23 protein-coding genes are annotated in these 24,066 nt (G+C 32.2%); 22 read left to right on the top strand and 1 reads right to left on the bottom strand.

Annotation, left to right across the window (positions count from 1 at the left end):
- Positions 1 to 491: 491 nt before the first annotated feature.
- From ACRASX_RS12225 to ACRASX_RS12245, 5 genes are all read left to right on the top strand, one after another.
- Complete coding sequence (locus tag ACRASX_RS12225; RefSeq protein WP_432221425.1) at positions 492 to 917, top strand: T9SS type A sorting domain-containing protein; 426 nt, start codon at positions 492 to 494, stop codon at positions 915 to 917.
- 4 nt (positions 918 to 921) lie between these two features.
- Positions 922 to 1,671, top strand: coding sequence for a hypothetical protein (locus tag ACRASX_RS12230; RefSeq protein ID WP_066307814.1), 750 nt, complete (start codon positions 922 to 924; stop codon positions 1,669 to 1,671).
- The gene (locus ACRASX_RS12235; RefSeq protein ID WP_432221426.1) at positions 1,668 to 4,946 is read left to right on the top strand and encodes a fibronectin type III domain-containing protein; all 3,279 of its coding nucleotides are present in this window, start codon (positions 1,668 to 1,670) and stop codon (positions 4,944 to 4,946) included. The genes ACRASX_RS12230 and ACRASX_RS12235 overlap by 4 nt, the downstream gene beginning before the upstream one ends.
- A gap of 564 nt (positions 4,947 to 5,510) precedes the next feature.
- Entirely contained in the window at positions 5,511 to 5,741 is a 231-nt protein-coding gene (locus ACRASX_RS12240; protein WP_066307807.1) for a helix-turn-helix domain-containing protein, read from the top strand.
- Positions 5,742 to 5,814: 73 nt separating this feature from the next.
- Entirely contained in the window at positions 5,815 to 6,018 is a 204-nt protein-coding gene (locus ACRASX_RS12245; RefSeq protein WP_066307804.1) for a helix-turn-helix domain-containing protein, read from the top strand.
- Between the two features lie 89 nt (positions 6,019 to 6,107).
- Here ACRASX_RS12245 and ACRASX_RS12250 read toward each other — a convergent pair whose 3' ends face one another.
- Positions 6,108 to 6,575: a UpxY family transcription antiterminator gene (locus ACRASX_RS12250; protein WP_066307803.1), complete on the bottom strand. Its 468-nt coding sequence runs from the start codon at positions 6,573 to 6,575 to the stop codon at positions 6,108 to 6,110.
- Positions 6,576 to 7,169: 594 nt separating this feature from the next.
- Between ACRASX_RS12250 and ACRASX_RS12255 the strand changes: the two genes are divergently transcribed.
- The 17 genes from ACRASX_RS12255 to ACRASX_RS12335 all read left to right on the top strand — a co-directional run bounded on the left by ACRASX_RS12255 (position 7,170) and on the right by ACRASX_RS12335 (position 24,000).
- Positions 7,170 to 7,595 (top strand): adenylyltransferase/cytidyltransferase family protein, encoded by a 426-nt coding sequence (locus tag ACRASX_RS12255; protein WP_066307801.1) that lies wholly within the window; start codon positions 7,170 to 7,172, stop codon positions 7,593 to 7,595.
- 227 nt (positions 7,596 to 7,822) lie between these two features.
- The gene (locus ACRASX_RS12260; RefSeq protein WP_066307796.1) at positions 7,823 to 8,776 is read left to right on the top strand and encodes a GDP-L-fucose synthase family protein; all 954 of its coding nucleotides are present in this window, start codon (positions 7,823 to 7,825) and stop codon (positions 8,774 to 8,776) included.
- Between the two features lie 132 nt (positions 8,777 to 8,908).
- Positions 8,909 to 10,024, top strand: coding sequence for a GDP-mannose 4,6-dehydratase (gene gmd / locus ACRASX_RS12265; protein ID WP_432221427.1), 1,116 nt, complete (start codon positions 8,909 to 8,911; stop codon positions 10,022 to 10,024).
- Between the two features lie 118 nt (positions 10,025 to 10,142).
- Positions 10,143 to 11,453 (top strand): lipopolysaccharide biosynthesis protein, encoded by a 1,311-nt coding sequence (locus tag ACRASX_RS12270; RefSeq protein WP_432221428.1) that lies wholly within the window; start codon positions 10,143 to 10,145, stop codon positions 11,451 to 11,453.
- A 36-nt stretch (positions 11,454 to 11,489) separates the two neighbouring features.
- Entirely contained in the window at positions 11,490 to 12,410 is a 921-nt protein-coding gene (locus ACRASX_RS12275) for a glycosyltransferase family 2 protein (protein WP_432221429.1), read from the top strand.
- Between the two features lie 161 nt (positions 12,411 to 12,571).
- Positions 12,572 to 13,690 (top strand): hypothetical protein, encoded by a 1,119-nt coding sequence (locus ACRASX_RS12280; protein ID WP_432221430.1) that lies wholly within the window; start codon positions 12,572 to 12,574, stop codon positions 13,688 to 13,690.
- An 11-nt stretch (positions 13,691 to 13,701) separates the two neighbouring features.
- The gene (locus ACRASX_RS12285) at positions 13,702 to 14,292 is read left to right on the top strand and encodes an acyltransferase (protein WP_432221431.1); all 591 of its coding nucleotides are present in this window, start codon (positions 13,702 to 13,704) and stop codon (positions 14,290 to 14,292) included.
- On the top strand, positions 14,280 to 15,530 hold the full coding sequence (locus ACRASX_RS12290; RefSeq protein WP_432221432.1) for a glycosyltransferase family 4 protein: 1,251 nt from the start codon (positions 14,280 to 14,282) through the stop codon (positions 15,528 to 15,530). Before ACRASX_RS12285 ends, ACRASX_RS12290 begins: the two co-directional genes overlap by 13 nt.
- 11 nt (positions 15,531 to 15,541) lie before the next feature.
- Positions 15,542 to 16,861 carry a hypothetical protein gene (locus ACRASX_RS12295; RefSeq protein WP_432221433.1) on the top strand — a complete coding sequence of 440 codons (1,320 nt, stop codon included), beginning with the start codon at positions 15,542 to 15,544 and terminating at the stop codon, positions 16,859 to 16,861.
- The gene (locus ACRASX_RS12300; protein WP_432221434.1) at positions 16,858 to 17,997 is read left to right on the top strand and encodes a glycosyltransferase family 4 protein; all 1,140 of its coding nucleotides are present in this window, start codon (positions 16,858 to 16,860) and stop codon (positions 17,995 to 17,997) included. The genes ACRASX_RS12295 and ACRASX_RS12300 overlap by 4 nt, the downstream gene beginning before the upstream one ends.
- A gap of 141 nt (positions 17,998 to 18,138) precedes the next feature.
- Positions 18,139 to 18,669 carry an acyltransferase gene (locus tag ACRASX_RS12305; protein ID WP_432221435.1) on the top strand — a complete coding sequence of 177 codons (531 nt, stop codon included), beginning with the start codon at positions 18,139 to 18,141 and terminating at the stop codon, positions 18,667 to 18,669.
- 30 nt (positions 18,670 to 18,699) lie between these two features.
- Positions 18,700 to 19,785, top strand: a complete 1,086-nt coding sequence (locus ACRASX_RS12310) for a glycosyltransferase (RefSeq protein ID WP_432221436.1) — start codon at positions 18,700 to 18,702, stop codon at positions 19,783 to 19,785.
- Between the two features lie 13 nt (positions 19,786 to 19,798).
- Positions 19,799 to 20,338, top strand: coding sequence for a putative colanic acid biosynthesis acetyltransferase (locus tag ACRASX_RS12315; RefSeq protein ID WP_432221437.1), 540 nt, complete (start codon positions 19,799 to 19,801; stop codon positions 20,336 to 20,338).
- Complete coding sequence (locus ACRASX_RS12320; RefSeq protein WP_432221438.1) at positions 20,331 to 21,155, top strand: glycosyltransferase family 2 protein; 825 nt, start codon at positions 20,331 to 20,333, stop codon at positions 21,153 to 21,155. Before ACRASX_RS12315 ends, ACRASX_RS12320 begins: the two co-directional genes overlap by 8 nt.
- Before the next feature lies 1 nt (position 21,156).
- Positions 21,157 to 22,101 (top strand): UDP-glucuronic acid decarboxylase family protein, encoded by a 945-nt coding sequence (locus ACRASX_RS12325; RefSeq protein ID WP_432221440.1) that lies wholly within the window; start codon positions 21,157 to 21,159, stop codon positions 22,099 to 22,101.
- A gap of 217 nt (positions 22,102 to 22,318) precedes the next feature.
- Entirely contained in the window at positions 22,319 to 23,065 is a 747-nt protein-coding gene (locus ACRASX_RS12330; RefSeq protein WP_432221441.1) for a glycosyltransferase family 2 protein, read from the top strand.
- 167 nt (positions 23,066 to 23,232) lie between these two features.
- Positions 23,233 to 24,000 (top strand): polysaccharide biosynthesis/export family protein, encoded by a 768-nt coding sequence (locus ACRASX_RS12335; RefSeq protein ID WP_432221442.1) that lies wholly within the window; start codon positions 23,233 to 23,235, stop codon positions 23,998 to 24,000.
- Positions 24,001 to 24,066: the final 66 nt, after the last annotated feature.

The raw sequence follows: 24,066 nt of genomic DNA on the forward strand, positions 1-24,066 counted from the left end.
TCCCTTTTTGTTATCAATCTCTATACTGTCAACTATTATTTAAACTTCTACTTCATATTCGATAAGATTGGCCACAAAATTAGAATCATCTAAAAAGCATAAAAATTAGTGTAGGTGTAATTAATTTAAAAATTATACGTTACATAATAAAAATCAGCTAGTTATCTTTTTAAATTTTAGTAGATATTTATTCGTACTTGTACTATAATATCTAAATATTCAGATGGATTTAATAATAAAAATTTAAAAAAATCACAGTTGATGTAAGTAAATAATCATTAAAGCAATGATTATTGTGCATTTCATCGGATATATCGTGTATTACATCGATGTTGTTTTGTAAATCAATAATTTTGCGCGATAAATATATAAAAGGCTTTTAAACTGTGAATTTTCGATACTCCAAACTATTTAACCTACTCATACTAATACTATTATTTATTTCCTTTAAAGGAACTAGTCAAAACAAAAAAGCAAGTGCGAATGATATTATGGATACCATTATTACAAGTGGTTCTGATGCAATTGGTAACTCTGGTACAGTTACTTACTCAATTGGGCAAGTGTTTTATACCTACATCGGTGTATCATCGATTTATAATGTAGCGCAAGGTATACAACATCAAGAATTAAGTGAAACTTCAGATGCAACCGATAGTACTGAGACTACTACCGAAATACTTGTTTTTCCTAATCCGACCACAGATTTTGTAAATGTAAATATGAAAGGAATGGAGTTAGAAAATAAAAAACGATCGTACCAGCTGTATGACTTGCAAGGAAGACTTTTAAGGCAGAACAAGATTGATGAAACTGATACTCAAATAAGTTTAAATCAATTTAGTTCTTCAATTTACATACTTCAAGTATTTGTTGACAATAAAGTTTTGAAAACATTTAAAATAATAAAAAAATAAGATAATGAAACTTGCACTTACCACACTATTTTTATTTCTAACTGTTACGCTAAAGGTATTTGCGCAAGCGCCAGAAAAAATGAGTTATCAGGCAATAATTCGTGCACAAGATAATAGCTTGCTAGTAAATTCGAATATTAGTCTTAGAATTATTATACACCAAAGTACTGCATCTGGTACAACTGTTTATCAAGAAACTCATTCTGCTACTACAAACAACAATGGTTTAGTTTCTCTTGAAATTGGAACAGGAACAATTGTGACTGGTAATTTTAGTACCATTGCATGGGAAAGAGGTCCGTACTTTATAGAAACACAGGTAGATATTGCTGGTGGAAATAATTTTAATATTATCGGAATTACACAACTTTTAAGCGTTCCTTACGCCTTACATGCAAAAACTGCCGAAAGATTGGTGGGCGCAGCCGGCGGCACTATAGTAGGCTCAGCAAGAGCTACAGTTTTGCCATTTACGACCTCGAGAAGCATCGCTAGTACTGATATTAATAATACAATTGAGTGTACAGCATCAGCTACATTAACACTAACTTCTGGTTTTGGAAGTATGTTAGTTGGAGATACTATTAATTTAGAAGCTCACAACGGTGCAATTTTAACAATACAAGCGCCTTCAGACGTTACTATCAACTATAATTCAAATGGTAGCGCAAAATTTACTAGTGCTAGTGGAAACGTACGCTTTGGTTTTCTTAGAAAAACAGGCTCAAATAGCTATATTATTTCGGGACAATGAAATATTTAATCTACTTTTTACTTTTTTCAACCGTAGTTTTTTCGCAAAACTATCAATATGCTATTGAAGAAGCTTCATCTATTAAACTGCCGAGTGCTCCAACTGATTTGATAGCAAGTGATATTACAGAAGTAAGTGTTGTTTTGTCTTGGACTGCGGCAGCAAATAATTCGTCTATTAAAGAATACGGTATTTATAGCAATAGTGTTTTGGTAGCCAAATCTGTTGGAGCAGAAACTACCTATAAAATAACAGGATTAGATCCAGGAACATCTTATACTTTTACCGTTAGATCAATTGATGCGAACAACAAAATATCTGGAGACAGTAATCTAGCAACCTTTGCAACGAATACGATAATAGGTAATCCAATTCTTGATCCGCCAACTAGATTGATAGCAAGTGAAATTACAGAAACCAGTGTCGTTTTATCTTGGACGGCTCCCGCAAACAACTCTTCTATTACTGAATACGGTATTTATAGTAAAAATATTTTGGTAGCCACATCGAATGGAAGTGAAACTAGCTATAAAATAACAGGATTACTTCCAGAAACAGCCTATAGCTTTACTATTAAAGCAATTGGTAAAGAGGGAACTTTGTCAAGTGATAGTAACAGTAAAACAGTTATAACAAATAAGGTAGCTGATGAACCACTATTAGCTGCTCCAACTAATTTAGTTGCTAGCGAGATTACAGAAAGTAGCGTCGTTTTGTCCTGGACTATTCCTATAAATAATTCCTCTATTAAAGAATACGGTATTTATAGCAAAAAGATTTTGGTAGCCACAGCTGTTGGAATTGGAAACATCTATAAAATTACTGGATTAATACCAGAAACGGAATATATACTTACCGTTAGATCAGTAGATAACGGAGGTCTTTCATCAGTAGATAGTAATAGTATACAATTTACAACAGCTAAGATAGCAGAACCAACCGGTTTAATTGCAAGTGAAATTACAGAAACAAGCGTCATCTTAAATTGGACAGCGCCAACTAACAATTCTTCTGTTACTGGCTATGGTATCTACAGTAAAAATATTTTGTTAAGTAAGTCTGGAGGAATTGCAACTACTTATAAAGTGACTGGATTAATTCCCGAAACAGTTTACAATTTAACTGTTCGATCAATTGATAATGCTGGTCGTCTGTCAATTGATAGTAATATAGCAACATTTACTACAGATAAATTAGCAACGGGCGTTAAAAATCAACTAGAAGAAATTGAATACTTTAAGGCTCACTTATTGCCAATTGCGCAAAAAGGAACCCTACAAAAAGCACTAGATACTTATGGTTCTGTGCGATTAGAACAAGGCGATTATTCGGGAGTTGATATCGTTATGAAAAGTAATCAAAGATTATATGGCTACCCAACGATGACTCAAGTTTCTAATATTACCATCGCTGCAGGGAGTACTAATGTTCATCTACAAGATTTATTTCCTTCAGGAAAAAATGTGACTTTTCAAGCTGGAGGCGTTATTTCAAATTGTACACTTAAAACGATTAAGTGGGCTACCATTAAAGCGACAAATGCCATGGTAGAAAATAATTTATTTATTAACATCATGAGTGCTATCCAATTTGATTGTAGTTCATCTGGCTATTTTAGAAATAATAAATTTATAAAACATCAAGTGCACGGTGTGTCTGATATGCTTGTAATGAAAGGTAATAATACAACTCCAAGTTATGGTAATGTCCATTTACATTCAAATTTTTTAACTCCTGCAGGAGACGCTACAGACATTGATAATTTAAGATCAATAACTTTTGTTGGTTTAGATAGCGAGGCATGGAATTTTAGTGGTACAGGAAAAAAACCTATGCTATACATGCAGAATATGGGAGACGTAAAAATTACAGATTTTGGAGGAGGTAATAGTTACTCAACAGTTCAAACTCCAACGTTCAATATTGATGCAAATAATCTGTTCTTTTTAAATAAATACATACAGGGAGAAGGTCGAAGTGGAGCTCCTACGGTAGCTGCAAAAACAAATGTACTTTACTTCGCGGGCGAGCATGATGATTTTATAAGAGGAGCAGGTTCTGTTACTGGATTTGATTTAAAAGCGCACTTTCACGGCACTGGATTAGATAAAGATGTTACTTTAAACGGTAAAATTCAAACATCTTCTATTACAAATGCGACAGCAATAACAAGCTCTATTTTGGGTACTCAACACACTCCTTTCGCACGCACCACATGGGAAAAACTTCCTGATCCGTTAGGTGCGAATTGGCAAACAGATAGAACTGGTAAAACAGATAGTACAAGTTTTATCCAAAATTTATTAAATTCTAAAGGCATCGCGGAGTTGCCAGAGGGAATCTTTTACATTAGTTCAACGCTAAAAATGATCGTTGATGGAACCAAAGGAATTGTAGGAGCAGGTACGGGAAAAACAGTTATAGTTGGTTTACGAGATGACTTTCCCTTGATAACACTTGCTGAATCTTCGCAAGGAGATAATGACTTTATTCTTTCCAATTTAACATTGCAAGGAGGAAGCAGTGGCGTGTTTGCTCCTGACGAAATGGATTTAATTGCATTTACAAATTTAAAATATGTAGTGTTTAGAAATCAAAAATACGGAATTCATTTATATAGAATTTTTGGACTTGACAACTGCTTCTTCGATAGTGTAAGTTTTGTAGATTGTACTGTAGGATTCTTTCAAGATCCGCATCCTGTGTATACTTTTGAAAATGCAGGATATGTTGATAAAGTTGTTTTTTATAATGGACAATATTTAAATTGCGGAACGGCCGTCTCAATGAAAGCTACAAGAGCAGATAATTTAAACGCATGGATAAACTGTAAATTTGATGGTAATTCTCTAGCTTTTGACATATCGGGAAATAATTTTCCTATCGTAGCTAATTGTGATTTTACCAATCATCGTGGTCCGAACATTATACGGGACTCCCCTTTGGCAATGTACAACTGCAACTTTTACAACAACTCAACAACGGATGCAATTATAAGAGCACAGGGAAGTTATATGGAAGGTTGTAACTTAAGTGATGCTGTTCCTGTATTTTCATCTACAGTTCATTACCTTATGAATAATTACATCCTAAACTCTACAATTAAAGGAAATGTTACAAGAACTTATGGCTTAACACAAGCTGTATTCGTAAACAGTAATTTGATAGCGAATCCATTAATGAGTAAAATGTTGGTGAATGTCAAAGACAATGTTCCTAACGTACTTATAAACGTTGAGTCAAAACCATATCCACAATTTTTGGTAACTCAATAATTATAGATAACCGAAATTTTGTTCTAGAAATCACTACATTTTTTTATTTTTAAGCCTCAAATTATTTATTTTTATAGCAGGTATCGCCTTATATATTATTTGATAATTAACAACCGTAATTTCTATTGGAAGTTGCGGTTTTTTTTTCATGGATAATTTTTTAGTATCATCTTTGATTATTATCGCTCTCCAAGTTTTAAACTCCAATCTAGTTGATAGCGTTACGTTGATTTCTCTGGTAGTCAAAATTATCTTCTGATAGATATTACTTCGCTCTTACAAAACGAGTTGACGATGTCTTAGTTATAGATGCATTATAAATTTATTCTCCTACAAAACACTGTATTAGTATCTAGACCATAGGAATCAATTAGTCCTTAAATGGAACAAATTGTACTTAATCGGATTTTAAAATCCATTGGACAGATTTATTATCAAAGACTGAATACATTATATATTTTTAGTCAAAATTTAAAAATAAGTGACTAAGTTTTTAAAATTAGAGTATAATTTTAAAAGTTTCACAAGAAATCCCAAGTATGAATTATTTATATTTTTTATTTTATGAAATATAGTGTTTACGAAAATATTAGGAAAATAAGAGAGTTAAAAAATTTTACTAGAGAATATGTAGCAGCTGAATTAAAAATGACTGCTAGTGGTTATGGTAAAATTGAGAGGGGAGATGTTGATTTAACAGTTTCTAAATTAATTGAAATTTCGAAAGTTTTAAATGTATCAACCGAATTCATATTTAAATTTGACGTTTCAATTTTTTTTAACGAGACAGTATAAAATAAAGGTTATGCTTTTAAATTAAAATCGACGACAGAACGCATTACAATTAGCACTAAAAAAACTTACGATAATGGAAAATTACTATTTAAGAATCAAGGAATTTCGACTACAAAACAATCACACACCCGAGTATGTTGCTATTCAAATGGAAATAAGTGTAAAAAATTACATCAATATAGAAAAAGGAATAGTCGATTTAAAAATTTCAAAACTAGATAAGTTAGTTAAAATTCTAGGTGTTCAAAATAGTGAACTATTTAGATTACAGAATTAATGCCTGTTGTAAAATAGTATAAAACTTGTTCAAAAAACAGTTTTGAGCTAATTGTTTACTTTCTATAGATAAAGCTGAAAGTTTAATTATTATTTGTGTTTTACTTTTAAGACATAACCTAAAGATTCTAAAATTAATACATAATGCGTTTTTGTGATATCTTTTACCACAACATTTTGATCGCAGAACGGACCAGAATTCAAATGAATTTTATCTCCAATTTGATATTGCATGACCGATATTTCTTTCGCAGTATCTCCACAATCAAGCCATTCTTTTATAGTCTGAATTTCTTGATCTTGTACAACTGCATGTTTACCCAACCAGAATAAATAGCGTACTACCCCAGGTGAATTGAATACCAAATTTCTATCCTTTTCTAATAATTGCACAAAGATGTAATGATTGAATAATGGTACTTCTACCTTAATTTTTCTATCAGATCTTTGCTGAGTTTTTTTTATTACCGGACAGTAACAGTTAATGTCAAATTTACTTAATTGTTCTGCCGCTCTTTTTTCCCATTTCGGTTTTGTGTAAACTACGTACCATTTCATACCAAATCATTTATTTAATTCTATTTATAAGTTGCTCTTTGTTTACTATTAAATTAAGTCCATAGTATTGCTTCATTGTAGATTTTGGAAAAAAAATCTATTTTAAAATAGTTAGTGGGATGTATTACTCGAAAAAATATTTACGACTTCAATTAGTACTTATTTCTATCCGTCTGCAAAACCTAATTCTATTTTTATACTACTTTACATGTAAATTTAATTCTATAAAGGTTTATTTATTTCTATTTTCACTTCTATTTTTTCCTGATTAAGGACAATAAGCAACAGAAATGTAGTTTACAACTCGCATCGTATAACTAATTTTAACTTAAATTATTGTTACTAATACTACAAGAATTCAGCTTTGATTCTCTGTTGATTTTTTTAAAATTTCAAGTAGCTATAATTAATAATGGTTTTAAGATTTTTATAGTTCATTTTTTCTTTTTATGAGTAGTTATTCTGTAACTATTCACGGGGAACCCTTATTTAATTTTGTAAAATAAACATTTTTTAAGACTACTTTAAATGATAAAAAATGTTTGCAGATTAATCTAATTACTAAACTATTTTATAATTTAAAACATTAAAAAGATGAAAACAGGAATAACCTTTAGTGCTTTTGATTTGTTACATGCAGGGCACGTTAAAATGCTTGAAGAAGCTAAGCAGCATTGTGATTATTTAATTGTTGGTTTGCAGACCGATCCAACATTAGATCGACCAACAAAAAATAAACCTACTCAAACGGTTGTCGAGCGTTATATACAATTAAAAGCTTGTAAGTTTGTTGATGAAGTAGTTCCGTACGCTAGTGAGCAAGACTTAGAGGATATACTAAAAGCTTTTACTATTGATATTCGAATTTTGGGAGATGAGTATAAAGAAAGAGACTTTACAGGAAGAAGTTATTGTGAAGAAAAAGGTATTGAGTTGTACTTTAATACCCGAAATCATCGCTTTTCTAGTACTAGTTTACGCAACGAAGTGTTTCAAAGAGAAATTTTAAACGCACACTAGAATTGAGTTAGTAACGTTTAAATTCTTTCATTTTTCGGAGCAGTTAAACTTCAAAAAAAAAGATCGTTACTTCTTGCGATTAAATTTAGTTTTAAAATTTATAGTTAAATTAAATTTCCAATTTAAGTATTTTATATCTCATTAAATTTTGTACTATTAAAGAAAAAAGGGTATTGGAGGAAATTCGATTGCTTATTTTTTCACTTCTTAAATAAAGAATGCTTAAAATGATTGATAAAAATTCTATAATATATATTGCTGGACATAACGGAATGGTTGGAAGTGCTATATGGAGAACCTTGACCGAAAGAGGATACAGTAATCTTGTAGGAGTTTCAAGCAGAGAATTAGATCTACGAAGACAAAAAGAAGTTCGAAAATTCATTCAAAAAATAAAACCGGACGTAATTATAGATGCTGCTGCAAAAGTAGGAGGTATCCAAGCGAATAATGATTTTCCTTATCAATTTTTGATGGAAAACATGCAAATTCAAAATAATCTTATTAATGAAGCGCATCTCTTTGGAGTAACTAAATTTATTTTTTTAGGTAGTTCTTGTATTTATCCAAAATTGGCGCCACAACCGTTAAGGGAAGAGTACTTATTAACGGGATCTTTAGAACCAACTAATGAATGGTATGCTTTAGCAAAAATTACTGGTGTAAAATTATGTGAAGCCATACGCAAACAATATAAAAAAGATTTTGTGAGTTTAATGCCAACCAATTTATATGGTACTCATGATAATTTTGACTTGAACAGTTCCCATGTTTTACCAGCTATGATTCGCAAATTTCATGAAGCCAAAGAAAATAAAGATGCAACGGTAACACTGTGGGGAACTGGAACTCCAATGAGAGAATTTTTGTTTGTAGATGATATGGCTGCTGCAGTTGTTTATGCTTTAGAAAACCAACTTCCATATCATTTATATAATGTAGGAACGGGTGAAGATTTAACCATTAAAAAACTCGCTGCTACAATTCAAAAAATTGTAGGTCATACAGGAGAAATTATTTGGGATGATGCAAAGCCAGACGGAACACCAAGAAAATTAATGGACGTTTCTAAGATGAATAATATCGGATGGAAACACAAAATTAATTTAGAAGAGGGAATAAAAAAGACCTACAGTTGGTTTCTGGAAAATATCGATGATTTCAAACAAAATAAATTTTAACATTTTGTCTTTATCTTAATCGTACCCCGAAGATTTTTAAGCTAAAAGCTAAACTCTAATTTTTTTACGATTTAACGCCACAAATTCTTGGAGGGCCAGTTCGTCGTATTTCACAATTACAAAATAAATGGTATGAAAAAAATCGCCCTTATTACTGGCGTAACTGGCCAAGACGGTGCCTATTTAAGCGAATTTTTATTAAAAAAAGGCTACAAGGTACACGGACTAAAAAGACGTACTTCGTCATTTAACACTGATCGTATCGATCATTTGTATCAAGATCCACATGTAGAAAACAGGAATTTCATCTTGCATTATGGAGATATGACAGACAGTACAAATTTAACACGTTTGATTCAAGAAATACAGCCGGATGAAATTTATAATTTAGCAGCAATGAGTCATGTCGCTGTATCATTTGAAACTCCCGAATATACAGGAAATGCTGATGGATTAGGAACTCTACGACTTCTAGAAGCGGTTCGTTTTTTAGGATTAGAAAAAAAGACTCGTATTTATCAAGCATCAACTTCAGAATTATACGGTAAAGTACAAGAAGTACCTCAATCTGAAACTACTCCTTTTTATCCGCGTTCTCCATACGCAGTTGCTAAAATGTACGCCTATTGGATTACGGTAAACTATCGAGAAGCATACGGAATGTACGCTTGCAACGGAATTTTATTCAATCATGAATCACCCATTCGTGGAGAAACTTTTGTTACGCGAAAAATTACCAGAGCAACATCGAGAATCGCATTGGGATTACAAGATAAATTGTACTTAGGAAATCTAGAAGCGAAAAGAGATTGGGGACACGCGAAAGATTATGTACGTATGATGTGGATGATTTTACAAGCGGATGAACCAGAAGATTGGGTAATTGCAACAGGAACAGCTCCTACAGTTCGTGAATTTGTGCGTATGAGTTTTTCGACAGTTGGTATCGAATTAGAATTTAAAGGAATAGGCGTAGAAGAGAAAGGTTATGTAAAATCGACTAGTAATCCTGATTATCAAGTTGAAGTGGGTAAAGAGATTTTGGGAGTAGATCCCAAATATTTTAGACCTACCGAAGTAGATTTATTGATAGGTAATCCTGCTAAAGCCAAAACAAAATTAGGTTGGAAATGTAAATACGATCTAGCTGCTATCGTAAAAGACATGATGCAATCTGATTTGAAACTTATGGAAAAAGATCAGTATTTAAAAGAGGGTGGTTACACCACTTTAAATTATTTTGAGTAATTGATAAAATCGAAAGAAACCTTGCTATACTATTAGCGAAGTTATTTGTTAAAAACGTAAGGGGGATTCTTCAGTACCTACAAAAAACTTTAATTTTAATTCCTTTGAAATTTATATCTTGAAAGATAAAGTTTTTATGCTCAAACAGCATCCTAAATATAACACTATTCTCAATTGGGGAAAGTTAATTTCAGTAACAGGAAGCGCTCAGGTGATTGTGCAAGCTGTTGGCTTTTTATGCGGAATACTTATCATTCGTTTGTTAACCGTTCAGGAATATGCCTTCTATACTTTAGCAAATACAATGTTGGGCGCAATGACTATCCTGTCAGACGGAGGAATTTCGACTGGAGTAATGGCGCAAGGAGGAAAGGTTTGGCAGGATAAGGAAAATTTAGGAAAAGTATTATCTACTGGACTTCAAATGCGTAAAAAATTTGGTGTTGTAAGTTTAATTGTGTCGCTACCTGTTTTACTTTATTTATTAATGCATAATGGAGCTAGTTTGTTGATTTCTCTTCTGATAATATCATCAATAATACCTGCATTTTTCGCAGCTTTATCCGACTCGTTACTTGAAATTCCCTTAAAACTTAATCAAAGTATTTTGCCGCTTCAAAAGAATCAGATAGCGGTTAGTTTAGGGAGATTGCTATTGGTTAGTGGTACAATTTTTATATTTCCTTTTGCATATCTTTCAATCTTAGCGGGAGGATTAGCAAGAATTTATGGAAATTTTCAGTTAAAAAAAGTCACAAATTTATTTGCTGATTCTTCGCAGAGCGAAGATCCTGCAATTAAAATTGAAATTTCTAAAATTGTTAAAAGAAGTTTACCAGGTCTAGTTTACTACTGTTTTTCAGGGCAAATATCAACTTGGATAATTTCGATATTTGGAAATGCTGCATCTTTAGCGCAAATTGGAGCATTAGGAAGAATAAGCGCAATTTTGAATCTCCTTTTAGTTGTATTTACAACGCTAATTGTTCCTAGATTTGCAAGAATACAAAATCAGCCTGAAAAGCTACTGCAACATTATTCTAAAATTGTCTCATTTTTTATAGTAATTTCTCTTTGTATAATTGGATGTACTTACTTTTTTTCAGACCAAATACTTTGGATTTTAGGAAAAAATTATCAAGGCTTACACACTGAATTAGTACTATTAATAATAGGGACAACAATAACAATGGTAATGAGCTCGGCTCTATCGCTCTATTTAAGTAGAGGATGGATTTTACATTACTATATTTCCATTTCGGCAAGTTTGTTCCCTATAATTTTAGGTTGTTTCATTTTTGATATATCGAATTTGAAAGGAATTTTATACTTAAATATTCTTGTTGCTATAGTTCAAATGGTGTTGCACGTGCTCTACGGATATTACAAAATTTTAAAATTGAATAATAATAAACCGAAGACTATTTAGAAACTTTTTTAAAACTTTATCGTTCAAACAAATTATATGAGATATTCGATTGGAATTCCAGCATTTAAGAGTCGTTTTCTTGAAGAATGTATTACTAGCATACTATCACAAACATTCAAAGATTTTGAATTGATTATTGTTAACGACTGTTCTCCCGATAAAATTTTGGATATCGTTGAAAAATTTGATGATCCAAGGATTAGATACTTCGAAAATAAAGTTAATACAGGAGCGGAAAATGTTATTGATAATTGGAACAAATGTTTGCGGTTGGCTAAAGGTGATTTTTTTATTTTAATGGGTGATGATGATAAATTGGAAGCAGAATATTTAAATGAATTTGATAAATTGATCAATCGTTATCCTGAATTAGATGTATTTCATTGTAGACTTAAAATTATTAATGAAAACTCAGAAGAAATTGGCTTAAGCAATTGTTGTCCTGAATTTGAAAAGACAGATAACTACATTGTGAACTGTCTGGAAGGAAGAAGTGAACAATTTATTTCAGATTTTGTATTTAGAAAAAGTTCTTTATTAAATGTTGGTGGTTTTTTTAAACTTCCACTAGCTTGGGCTTCAGATTATGTTTCTGCATTTATTGCTTGCGGAGAGAAAGGTATCGCTTACACTTCCAGTCCTGTATTTTTATATCGAAAAAATCAATTCAATATTACAAGTACAAGCAGTCTAGAGTTAAAAAGGATTGCTCTTATCGGGCTAGAAAAGTGGATTTATAATTATTTGGAGAACCAAAAAAATTCTTCGGAGATACTTGTAAAAACATTTGAAAAATTCATCAAAAATAATAAAGAAGCTTTCATTCAACAAATGGTTGGAAGACGAAAATTAAATGGTCTATTCATTTGTGTGACTAATCGAAATCTATTTGAGATTTCTTTCATCAATTTCTATGACTTAATTTGTAATAAATTTTTTAAAAAGACTAACAGTTAAATTTTAATAAGCATTGTGCTAAAGGAGAGCTAAAATTGTAATAAAACTAAATTGCAATACTCTTTTTTTTATCTGAACATAAGTTTTTTTATAGACGTTGTATGCAACTGCAACTCTACCATAATAAAACATTAATCTCTCTTACTAATTTAAATTAAAATATGGATATTTTGTTCCTCTGTGGATCCGCTCAAGCGGGCAAAGATGGAGTTGGTGATTATACACGGCGTCTATGTGGTAACCTTATAAGATCTGGTCATAAAGCTCAGATTTTATCTTTATGCGATCAACAGGTTATCTCTTTTACCACTGAAAATCAAGAGATAGAGGAAACTATAGTAGTAGTTCATAGAATTCCAATATCTACTGAAAATGAACAACGTTTTATTTGGACGCAACGTGTGGTGAGAGAACTGGAACCCGATTGGATTTCGTTACAATTTGTTCCTTATAGTTTTAATCCGAAAGGATTGCCATTTTGGTTGTCTTCTTTTTTAAAAAAAATTAAAGGAAATCATAAGTGGCATATTATGCTTCATGAACTATGGGTTGGAATGGATTTAAATGATACCTATAAAAGTAAGTGTATTGGTTTGTTGCAAAAGAATTTAATTCTAAAAATTCTGAAATTTAAAAAGGAGATAGCACTAAGTACTCAAACTGATCTGTATCATTATAAAATAACAGAGTTAGGATATAATGCACAATTACTGCCTTTGTTTAGCAATATTATTAAAAATGTAGAATCAGGTCTAGAAACAGCTAAAGACGACCTAGAATTGAGATTTTGTATTTTCGGTAATATTCATTACGGGGCACCTGTAGAAAAATTTCTTAACGATTTGAAACTTGCGCTTTCATTATCTGAAAAAAAGAAAAGAGTAAAATTTTTCTTTATTGGTAATTGCGGGAGCGCTATCGCAGAATGGGAAAAAGTATTATTAGAACATCACATTGACGTTGAAATTGAAATTACAGGTTTTGCCACAGATAGTGATATAAGCGATTTACTGTTAAAATGTCAGTACGGTATTTCTACAACACCTTATCTATTAAATCAAAAAAGTGGAAGCTTGGCTGCGATGTTTGAACATCAATTGCCTGTTCTGTGTATTGCAAGAAATTGGAGAACTAAAAACTTTAGACAAAAAAAGTTTTTAAATTTAACAGAGTATGAAAATCAAGCATCTATAATTAAATTTATAAGTACAAAATTTATAGCGTCAGATGAAAATAGTTTAGAATCTGTAGCACTAAAATTTGTAGAAGGATTAAAATAAAGATAATATCTATGGCGAGTCTGAAGTACTTATGGAGTAATCGAGTTCAGTTTAAATTATTTAGCAAAGCTTTCTTTAAGAGTTGGGCAAAAAGGCTATTAACGCTTTCTGAGTTAATACAGAATAATAGAAGAAGAAATAAGCTCATTAAGAATGGAGCTAGCATATCTCACACTGCCGAGATCGGAATTGTTACTATAAAAGGACGAAAAGATAATTTATCAATTGGTGATTTTTCTACTTTAGGTAAAGTAGAAATTGCTCTACATGATAAAGTAAGCATTGGAAAAAATGTTTGTATAAATGACGGAGTAATTATTTTAAGTGCTTCTCACGATGTTTCCGATTCTCTCTGGAGCCACAAAAAAGCACCTATATCAATTGGAGATTACTCATGGATAGCGACAAATGCCATTATATTGCCAGGAGTGACAGTTGGTAAAGGAGCAGTTGTAGGAGCAGGTGCAGTAGTATCTAAAAATGTTGCCGATTATTCCATAGTAATTGGTAATCCCGCTCAAGAAATTAGAAAAAATAGAACTACCATATTAAATTATAATCCTTGTGAATTTCTTGCAACAAATAACGCATGGTTAAAATGATATTGTTTTCACATCCAACATTAAATGAAAATGCTAAAGCGTTAATTGATGGATTGCTTAGAAATAAAATTTTATATAAAATCTATACTTGTGTTGCCATTTTTGAAGGTCAATTATTAGATAAGTTAAGCAAGCATTCAAAGTTAAATGATCTAAAGCGAAGAAGATTAGATTCGACATGGCAATTGTTGACTAAATCAAAATCCTTTTTTGAGTTTGGACGTTTACTTGCATCAAAATTTCATGTACAATTTCTAGTTAAGCATGAAAAAGGATTTTTTTGCATAGATAAGGTGTATCAAAAGCATGATAAATGGATCGCCAATAATTTGATTGGTGAACAAAAAAAGGGTGCTACAGCAGTTTATGCTTACGAAGACGGCGCACTAGCGACATTTATAAAAGCAAAGAAAATAGGTATGAATTGTATTTATGACTTACCTATTGGTTATTGGAGAAGTGCTCGTTTACTGATGCAAAAAGAGTTTGACCTCAATCCAGAATGGGCAGAGACGCTTACAGGTTTTAATGACTCCTATAAAAAGTTGAGTAATAAAGACCATGAATTGGCTTTAGCGGATATTATTTTTGTAGCCAGTACTTTTACAAAAAAAACATTAGAAACTTACCCAGGAAATTTACCTGAAATAAAAGTAATTCCTTACGGTTTTCCAGAAGTTAGACAGAAAAAAATATATGAGCCACTGGCTAATCGAAAACTCAAAGTTTTGTTTATAGGCGGTCTTTCACAACGAAAAGGACTTTCTTATTTATTTGAGGCGGTAGAAGGAATGCGCAATGCAGTAGAATTAACAATCGTGGGACAAAAGTCAGTCGATAATTGTAGTGCATTAAATAACGCGTTAGAAAAACACCAATGGATTCCATCTTTATCGCACGATCAAGTTTTAGATTGTATGAAGCAGCATGATGTTTTAGTTTTTCCATCACTCTTTGAGGGTTTTGGTTTGGTTATTACAGAAGCTATGTCTCAAGGAGTTCCTGTAATTACTACAAATCGTACAGCAGGTCCAGATTTAATACGAGATGGGGTAGATGGTTGGATTGTGAAACCCGGTTCAGCAATTGCGATCAAAAGAGTAATTACCAAGATAATTGAAAGACCAGAACTATTAGAAATACTAGGTACTGCAGCTCAAAAAAAAGCACAGACGAGACCATGGTCAGTTTATGGACAAGAAATGACTGATGCCCTTTCTTCACTAAAGATTTTATAGTAATTAAGTAAATGAATATAACTGCAGAACTAGAAGTTGAACCCGCATACAAGTCTTTAAAAGTAGCCATTTGGGCTTATTTTTTACTTTGGATATTTGAGGGAGCTTTGCGCAAATGGGTTTTACCTACTTTTGCGACTCCTTTATTGGTCGTTCGCGATCCAATTGCGATTTATATAATCATTAGAGCATTTTACTTAAATGTGAAATTTGTAAATTCGTATGTTATCTTCGGATTAATCTTTACATTGTTTAGCTTGGCAATTACGCTAACCTTTGGACATGCTAATCTTTTTGTTGGTCTTTATGGAGCAAGAATTATGTTACTTCATTTTCCATTAATTTTTATAATTGGGCAAGTTTTTTCAAAAGAGGATGTACTAAGAATAGGAAGATTTCTATTGCTTCTCAATATTTTCATGACCATAGTTGTCTATTTTCAATTTAGTAGCCCTCAGACCGCTTTTATTAATATTGGTGTAGGAGGAGAGGGAAGCGCAGGGTTCTCAGGCGCAATGGGATACAGCAGGCCGCCTGGAACATTTTCATTCATTTCTGGTTTGTCTAATTTTTATACCGCGGCTTCTGTTTTTGTATTTTATTTTTGGCTATCCAAAGATTCTTGTTCTAAAGTCTTGCTTTATTTGAGTACAATTGCTTTAGTTGTTGCCTTGCCCTTAACCATCAGCAGAGGAGCAGTAGTTGCCGTTGCGATTGTAGGATTGTTTGCTATAATTGCATCCGTTACTAGCGGCAAGATGATATTTAAATTGCTAATTAGTGCTGCAGTTTTTTATTTGGTAATTGCTCTTCTGCAAAGTTATTCAACTCTATTTAATTTAGGAACGGAGGTATTTATGGATCGAGTTGATAGTGTGAATAATGCTACAGGAGGTGGTTTCACAGATTCCATTTTTTTAAGGGCAGTAAATGAATTTGTTCGACCAATTCTTGACTTATTTAATCAACCTATGTTTTCAGGAAATTTAGGTATGGGAACAAACGCTGGTGCACAAATGTTAACCGGTAAAACCAAATTTTTAGTTTCAGAAACAGAGTTTGGCCGACTGGGAGGTGAGCAAGGAATCATCTTTGGTGGAGGATTAATGGTGCTGCGCATATTTTTAGCAATTAGTATTGCGGTAAAATCTTTACGATTACCACAAGAAGAAAAATTATTGCCTTTTATTATTTGTGGAGCTGCGTGTATTGCAATATTTCAAGGACAGTGGGCTCAGCCCAGCATTTTAGGTTATTCAATAATTATGGCTGGTTTTGTTGTAGCAAGTATGAAAAAAACAGGAATACCATTGCAAAAAGATACGTTATGACTGCGAAAATAGTTCTAATTGGCAATTATAAAAGTGATATGCAATATAGCATGCAAATTTTTGAAGAGCTAATGGCAGAAGGCTATAAAAAATCTAAGTTCCATGTCAGTGTGATTCGTCCCAATGAGGTACTTATAAATTTTGCTTTTAATAAAAAAATTTTAATGAAATGGTTGGGATATACTGATAAATTCATCTTATTTCCTATTAAACTTTTAATTATTCAAGTTTCAAACTTCATTTTACGTAAGCGAGTGAGTTATCACATATGCGATCATTCCAACGCGATTTATCTTTATTTTTTGCCAAAAAATAAGACACTAATAACTTGTCATGATGTTTTAGCTATAAGAGCAGGTCTCGGCTTTAGTGATACATATTGTTCTACTACAAAATATGGTGTTTTTTTACAAAAAATAATTTTAAAGGCTCTATCTGGTGCTAATAAGCTGGCAGCAGTATCTGAATTCACATTAAATCAATTAAAACAAATTGATCGAAAACCTAATATCAGTAAAAATTGGATATGCATTCATAATGCTTTATCTGAAAAATTTGCGCCTTTGGAAGAAGTTGAAATTCAAAAACTATTAAATAAATTTAAATTGTTAAAAGACAAAGACCTTATTTTACATGTAGGTTCTGATTTAGAGCGCAAAAATAGAAAGCTATTAATTTATATGATTTATGAACTGCAAAAAGACTGGGATGGACTGGTGATTTTTGCGGGGGAAAAATTAAATTCTGAATTGCTTGAACTAATTCAAGAGTTAAATATTTCCAACAGAATCGTACAAATAAATAATCCTAGTGACAGGGAAATTATAGCACTTTATTCTCATTGTCAAGCTATGATCTTCCCATCTTATTCTGAAGGTTTTGGTTGGCCGATAATTGAAGCTCAAGCTTGTGGCGCACCTGTTATAACTACTTGTAAAGCTCCTATGATGAGTGAAGTCGGAGGAAAAGCCGCATTATATGCTGATCCAGATAGTCCTACTGATTTTATTAATCAATTTCTAAAATTAAATAATCAGCTTTTTAGAAATGAAATTATTAGTCTCGGTTATCAGAACTCAAAAAGATTCGATTTTGATAACACTATGAGACAATATGTAGAATTACTTAAAAACTGATGCACTATGCTATTCCTAAAGATAATAACAATTTTACTGCCGTGGTCCTTAAAGCGTTTTGTCCTAATACACTGTTTTAAATACGAAATTCATCCATCTTCTAGAATTGGTTTTTCTTGGATCTATCCCAAAAAACTCATTATGAATTCAAATTCTACTATTGGACATTTTAATGTGGCAGTTCATTTAGATCTCGTAACGGTAGGGCAGCACTCTAGTATAGGACGAAGCAATTGGATTACAGGATTTCCTACTAACACGGTTTCAAAGCACTTTCTTCATCAGCATGATCGTAAATCACATTTAATAATTGGCCAACATTCTGCAATTACAAAAAATCATCATATTGATTGTACTAATGTTATTCAAATTGGAAATTTTGTAACCATTGCAGGATATTCTAGTCAATTATTGACGCATTCCATTAATATCGAATTAAATATCCAAGACAGTCATTCTATAATCATCGGAGATTACTGCTTTGTAGGAACAGCATCAACTATTTTGGGAGGAGCATCTTTACCTAATTGTTGTGTGTTAGGAGCAAACTCCTTATTAAATAAAAACTTTATTATCCCTTATAGATTATATGGTGGTAATCCAGCTAAAGAAATTAAAGAGTTGGGCAAAGAATTTAAATATTTTAATAGGGAAGTCGGCTTTGTATATTAAATACATAAAATTTAAACATAAACTATACCATTGAAAGTAATTCATTATATAGCCTCTATTGATAAAAGCGCAGGTGGAACGACAGAGTATATGCGTTTGCTCAGTAACGAATTAAAAGAAAAAATCTCTTTTAGCATTGCGACAGGAAGATCAAAAGATCCTATTAAGATTGATGGTGTTTCAATTAAATTCTTTAATACTTCTATATTTCGTTGGTTTTCTTTGGGTAAAGAATTTAAAATTTACCTCAAAAATGAAAATCCAGATATTGTACATATTAACGGAATTTGGAGTCCACAAAACTGGGGTTTTCAAAAAGCAGCTCAGCAGTTAGGTATCAAAGTAATTATTTCTCCCCATGGTATGCTTGAACCTTGGATTTTAGCAAATAATTCTTTAAAAAAGAAACTTGCACTTTTTTTATACCAAGAGAAAGCTATAAAAAGAGCTATATATCTTCATGCAACTGCTCCAATGGAAGCTAAGACTATTCGAGATTTGGGTTTTAAAAATTCTGTTTCCACTATTCCAAATGGAATTAATTGTAATGATGTTAAACTAATTAAAGGCGATTATGGAAACCAAAAAATAGTCTTTTTATCACGTATTCATCGTAAGAAAGGCATTGAAATCTTACTGGATGCTTGGAGGAATTGTGACACAAAAAATTGGAAGCTTGAAATTGCAGGTAATGGAGACGAAGAGTATGTCGCGACTTTAAAGCTGAGATGCGCCGAGTTAAAAAATGTCCAATTTGTAGGAGTTAAATATGGAGAAGACAAATGGAACTTTCTAAGATCTGCCGATGTTATGATACTTCCCACACACAGCGAGAATTTTGGTATTGTAGTGGCCGAATCTTTAGCAGTTGGCGTTCCAGTAGTAACAACTAAAGGAACTCCTTGGCAAGATTTAGAAAAGCATCAATGTGGTTGGTGGATCGAGTTGTCAGTTCTAAATTTAGAAAAAGCTATTGCAGAAGTAATCAATACTTCTGTTGAAGAGTTGAAAAATATGGGTATGAAAGGAAGAAAACTTGTTGAAGAAAAATATGAAATAAAAGTGGTTTCAAATAAAATAATCGACTTGTATCAAACTATTCTCACTGAAAATTAAAGAAAAATAATTAATGGAATTAGCCCACTACAACCATTCTTTTAGTTTGAGAAATAAAATGGCGAGACTAATATGGAATATTGTCCGTCTACTCTTCTTTCGTCTTTTTGTTTCTAGACTATTTAAAAAATGGCGGATCTTAGTTTTAAAATGTTTTGGTGCAAAATTAGCGTGGTCGTGTCATATTTATGCATCTGTACAGATTTGGGCTCCTTGGAATTTGGAGGTAGGTAAAAATTCAAGCTTAGGTCCTAAAGTGGATTGTTATAATCAAGGAAAAGTAAGTATTGGTGCAAACACGATAATTTCTCAAAAAAGCTATTTATGTGCATCAACTCATGATTATACTAAAAAAGACTTTCCGTTAATTTTAAAGCCAATTACTATTGGCAACGGGGTTTGGATTGCCGCTGATGCCTTTATTGGTCCCGGCGTTTATATTCATAATAATGTAATTGTTGCAGCGCGTTCTGTTGTCACTAAAAATGTAGATAAAAACACTATCGTAGGAGGAAATCCTGCTCAACTTATAAAATCTAGAAGTTTTGAATAAAATTCCAATTTCTGTAATACTTTCTGTAAAGAACGAAGCATTGAATTTACCATTTTGTCTGGATAAATTAAAACGATTTGATCAAATAGTTGTCGTAGACTCTGGTAGTACAGATGATACTGCGAGAATTGCAAAAGATATGGGTGCCGAAGTAATACAATTTCAATGGGATGGAAAATTCCCTAAAAAGCGGAATTGGGCGCTTCGAAATGCAACGCTATTTCACGAATGGATTTTATTTTTAGATGCTGACGAATTTGTTTCTGAAGCATTTGTTTCTGAAGTAGAGCATAAAATTACAGACCCGAATTTTAATGGTTACACGATAAAGTTTCAAAACTACTTTATGGGCAAAAAACTTAAATACGGTTATGGGTTTCAAAAGTCAGCGCTCTTTAAAAAATCGAAAGGAGCTTATGAAAAAGTTGACGAGGATTTATGGAGTCATTTGGATATGGAAGTGCACGAACATCCCATTATACAAGGCAATGTGGGAGTAATTAAATCGAAAGTTATTCATAAAGATTTTAAAAACTTAGAACATTATATAGCCAAGCACAATGCCTATTCAACTTGGGAAGCGCAACGGTATTTACAGCTTAAACAATCAAAAAACAAGCAGTTATCCCTTAACCAAAAAATTAAATACGGACTTCTTACCACAGGATTGCTACCGGCAGTTTATTTTTTAGGAGCCTATTTTTTTAAACTAGGGTTTTTAGATGGTAAAGAAGGATTTTATTTGGCACGTTTCAAGTCACATTACTTTTTTCAAATTCAAACAAAAGTTCATTCATTAAAAAACAAACAGAATTAAAATGAAAAAAATATTGATTACTGGTGGCGCTGGATTTGTAGGTTCACATTTGTGCAAACGATTATTAAAGGAAGGAAACGAAGTGATTTGTTTAGACAATTATTTTACGGGAGCCAAATCTAATATTATTGATTTGCTTGATAATCCGTATTTTGAAATGGTGCGACACGATATCACAGAGCCTTATTATGCAGAAGTTGATGAAATTTATAATTTGGCTTGCCCAGCATCTCCGGTACATTATCAATACAATCCAATAAAAACAATAAAGACTTCTGTGATGGGAGCAATTAATGTTTTAGGATTAGCAAAACGGGTCAATGCCAAAGTATTGCAAGCGAGTACTAGTGAAGTATATGGTGATCCGTTGGTTCATCCCCAAACCGAAAATTATTGGGGAAATGTTAATCCAATCGGTATTCGTTCTTGTTATGATGAAGGAAAGCGTTGCGCCGAGACTTTATTTATGGATTATCACAATCAGAATAAAGTTGCCATTAAAATCGTTCGTATTTTTAATACCTACGGACCCAATATGAATCCCGCCGATGGGAGAGTAGTTTCTAATTTTATTGTGCAAGCTTTGCAAGGAAAAGACATTACAATTTTTGGAAATGGATTGCAAACTCGATCGTTTCAACACGTTGATGATTTAGTAGAAGGCATGATTAGAATGATGAGTTCAGAGCCTACATTTTTAGGACCAGTAAATTTAGGAAACCCAAATGAATTTACGATGCTCGAGTTGGCAGAAGTAATTATTAAATTAACCAGTTCTAAATCAAGAATAATCCATCTCGATTTACCACAAGATGATCCCAAACAAAGACAACCTGATATTTCATTGGCGATCGATAAACTTAATGGTTGGGAACCTAAAATACAACTACAAGAAGGTGTACTTACAACCATCAGTTATTTTGACAAGCTATTGTTAAATGAATAAAAATCTCGCAGAAAAACATCCTAACTTAATTTATCCTTTTTCTTCTCAATTTCGGTATAGAGATCGCAACTTCTTGCGCGCTAAAAGTTTAAAGTGTCGCTTTTTGTGTTTTTAACGAGTAAAGCAGTGCTTTATCGAAAACATTTCTTAGAAAACATTCTTTGTTTTAGTTTTATTCTCTGATTGGAGAAACAGTTTACTTTAAAAAATTATAATTATGAGAATTACTATAATAACGGTTTGTTACAATCGAAAAAATACAATCGAAAAAGCTATAAATAGCGTACTAGAACAAAATTATAATAATATTGAATATATAATTATTGATGGTAACTCTACCGATGGAACCAAAGAAATTATTGAGTGTTATCGAGATAAAATAAGTCAATTTATATCGGAACCAGACAAAGGAATGTATGATGCAATTAACAAAGGATTAAAATTAGCTACCGGCGATATAATTGGATTAATGCACTCTGATGACGAATTTTATGACAAAAAGGCCATTAGCAGAATTGCAGCCCGTTTCGAGGCAGACAAAAGTGTTGAAGGAGTTTATGGAAACGGAGTGTATGTCTCGAATGATGCTGAAGAACGCTTAATTCGGGATAGAATTGGTGGTGTTTTTAGTCTCAAAAGAGTACAAAAAGGATGGCTTCCATTGCATCCAACCGTTTATTTAAAAAAAGCCGTAATAGATAAAAATGGCACTTACAGTCTTGATTTTAAGATAGCTTCTGATACCGAATTCTTGCTTCGCTATTTGTACAAATATAAAATTAATATGAGTTATATCAATTCGTACATCGTAAAAATGAGAATGGGAGGAATGAGTACCGATATTAAAAGTGCCTTTGATGTTTTACATGAAGACTACAAAATTTATAAACACCATGGTTTAAGTGCAGTTCAAGCAGTTTTTCTTAAAAAAACTATTGCTTTAAGACAATACATAATGCATTAAGTACAGAAGAATAGCCAAAGAGGCTGAGTCATCTCTAAATTTTTTATTAATTATAATTTATTATCAAAAAAATAATAACTAGTTCGTCGTCAATAATTGAGAAAAAAGTTAAAAATCTTCAATCTAATTTCAAAAGACTAAAACTACTAATTTATACTTCAACCGATATGAAAAAATTTTCACTGCTACTAATTTTACTGTTTTTATTTATGCTACAATCCTGTACCACTAGAAAACAAATGCTGTATTTGCAAGATTTAGATACCTACGCAAATTCTACTTTAAATTATGCGTCGACAAAAGTACAACCTAATGATATTTTAAAAATTGACGTTAGTGATTTAAATCCGATAGTCGCCGCGCCTTTTAATAATAGTACTGCAACATTTACGTCACAAACATCAGTTGAAATGATGAAGTTGACAGGCTACTTAGTTACGCCGCAAGGAAATATCACTATGCCAATTTTAAACGAAATTAAAGTTAGTAATTTAACTCCAGCTAACGTCGAAAGTAAAATAAAAGAGCGTCTTATAAATGAGGGATATTTAGTAAATCCGACGGTTCAAGTTCGAGTTGTCAATAATAAGTTTACCATTCTAGGCGAAGTAAACTCTCCTGGTGTTCTTTCTTTTACTGAAGAGTCAATAAGCTTGCTTGACGCAATCGGAATGGCCAAAGACCTTACGTACTCTGCAATTCGAACAGATGTTAAAATTATTAGGGAGTTTGAAGGAAAGCGACTGGTTTATCATGTTGATTTAACTACTGCGTCATGGATGTCTAATCCAGATTTTAGAATCAGACAAAATGATGTTATTGTAGTTACACCTAATAAGTTAAAGGCAAATAGTGGCGGTGTAATTAAAGACCCGCTACAGGTTTTAGGATTAGCGATCTCTCTTACGGCAGTAATTTTATTGCTTACAAAGTAGAAAACAATTTTAAAAAAAATGAATAGTAAATGTCAAAATGAAAATTTTGATTGTGCCCCTACAATT

Origin of the sequence: Flavobacterium sp. TMP13, from assembly GCF_050847115.1 — a bacterium.
GTDB lineage: Bacteria > Bacteroidota > Bacteroidia > Flavobacteriales > Flavobacteriaceae > Flavobacterium.

Excerpts from the sequence above, each read along its gene's own strand:
- ACRASX_RS12225 (WP_432221425.1), top strand. The coding sequence starts at position 492 with ATGGATACCATTATTACAAGTGGTTCTGATGCAATTGGTAACTCTGGT.
- ACRASX_RS12230 (WP_066307814.1), top strand. The coding sequence starts at position 922 with ATGAAACTTGCACTTACCACACTATTTTTATTTCTAACTGTTACGCTA.
- ACRASX_RS12235 (WP_432221426.1), top strand. The coding sequence starts at position 1,668 with ATGAAATATTTAATCTACTTTTTACTTTTTTCAACCGTAGTTTTTTCG.
- ACRASX_RS12240 (WP_066307807.1), top strand. The coding sequence starts at position 5,511 with ATGAAATATAGTGTTTACGAAAATATTAGGAAAATAAGAGAGTTAAAA.
- ACRASX_RS12245 (WP_066307804.1), top strand. The coding sequence starts at position 5,815 with ATGGAAAATTACTATTTAAGAATCAAGGAATTTCGACTACAAAACAAT.
- ACRASX_RS12250 (WP_066307803.1), bottom strand. The coding sequence starts at position 6,575 with ATGAAATGGTACGTAGTTTACACAAAACCGAAATGGGAAAAAAGAGCG.
- ACRASX_RS12255 (WP_066307801.1), top strand. The coding sequence starts at position 7,170 with ATGAAAACAGGAATAACCTTTAGTGCTTTTGATTTGTTACATGCAGGG.
- ACRASX_RS12260 (WP_066307796.1), top strand. The coding sequence starts at position 7,823 with ATGATTGATAAAAATTCTATAATATATATTGCTGGACATAACGGAATG.
- gmd (WP_432221427.1), top strand. The coding sequence starts at position 8,909 with ATGAAAAAAATCGCCCTTATTACTGGCGTAACTGGCCAAGACGGTGCC.
- ACRASX_RS12275 (WP_432221429.1), top strand. The coding sequence starts at position 11,490 with ATGAGATATTCGATTGGAATTCCAGCATTTAAGAGTCGTTTTCTTGAA.
- ACRASX_RS12280 (WP_432221430.1), top strand. The coding sequence starts at position 12,572 with ATGGATATTTTGTTCCTCTGTGGATCCGCTCAAGCGGGCAAAGATGGA.
- ACRASX_RS12285 (WP_432221431.1), top strand. The coding sequence starts at position 13,702 with ATGGCGAGTCTGAAGTACTTATGGAGTAATCGAGTTCAGTTTAAATTA.
- ACRASX_RS12290 (WP_432221432.1), top strand. The coding sequence starts at position 14,280 with ATGGTTAAAATGATATTGTTTTCACATCCAACATTAAATGAAAATGCT.
- ACRASX_RS12295 (WP_432221433.1), top strand. The coding sequence starts at position 15,542 with ATGAATATAACTGCAGAACTAGAAGTTGAACCCGCATACAAGTCTTTA.
- ACRASX_RS12300 (WP_432221434.1), top strand. The coding sequence starts at position 16,858 with ATGACTGCGAAAATAGTTCTAATTGGCAATTATAAAAGTGATATGCAA.
- ACRASX_RS12305 (WP_432221435.1), top strand. The coding sequence starts at position 18,139 with ATGAATTCAAATTCTACTATTGGACATTTTAATGTGGCAGTTCATTTA.
- ACRASX_RS12315 (WP_432221437.1), top strand. The coding sequence starts at position 19,799 with ATGGAATTAGCCCACTACAACCATTCTTTTAGTTTGAGAAATAAAATG.
- ACRASX_RS12325 (WP_432221440.1), top strand. The coding sequence starts at position 21,157 with ATGAAAAAAATATTGATTACTGGTGGCGCTGGATTTGTAGGTTCACAT.
- ACRASX_RS12330 (WP_432221441.1), top strand. The coding sequence starts at position 22,319 with ATGAGAATTACTATAATAACGGTTTGTTACAATCGAAAAAATACAATC.
- ACRASX_RS12335 (WP_432221442.1), top strand. The coding sequence starts at position 23,233 with ATGAAAAAATTTTCACTGCTACTAATTTTACTGTTTTTATTTATGCTA.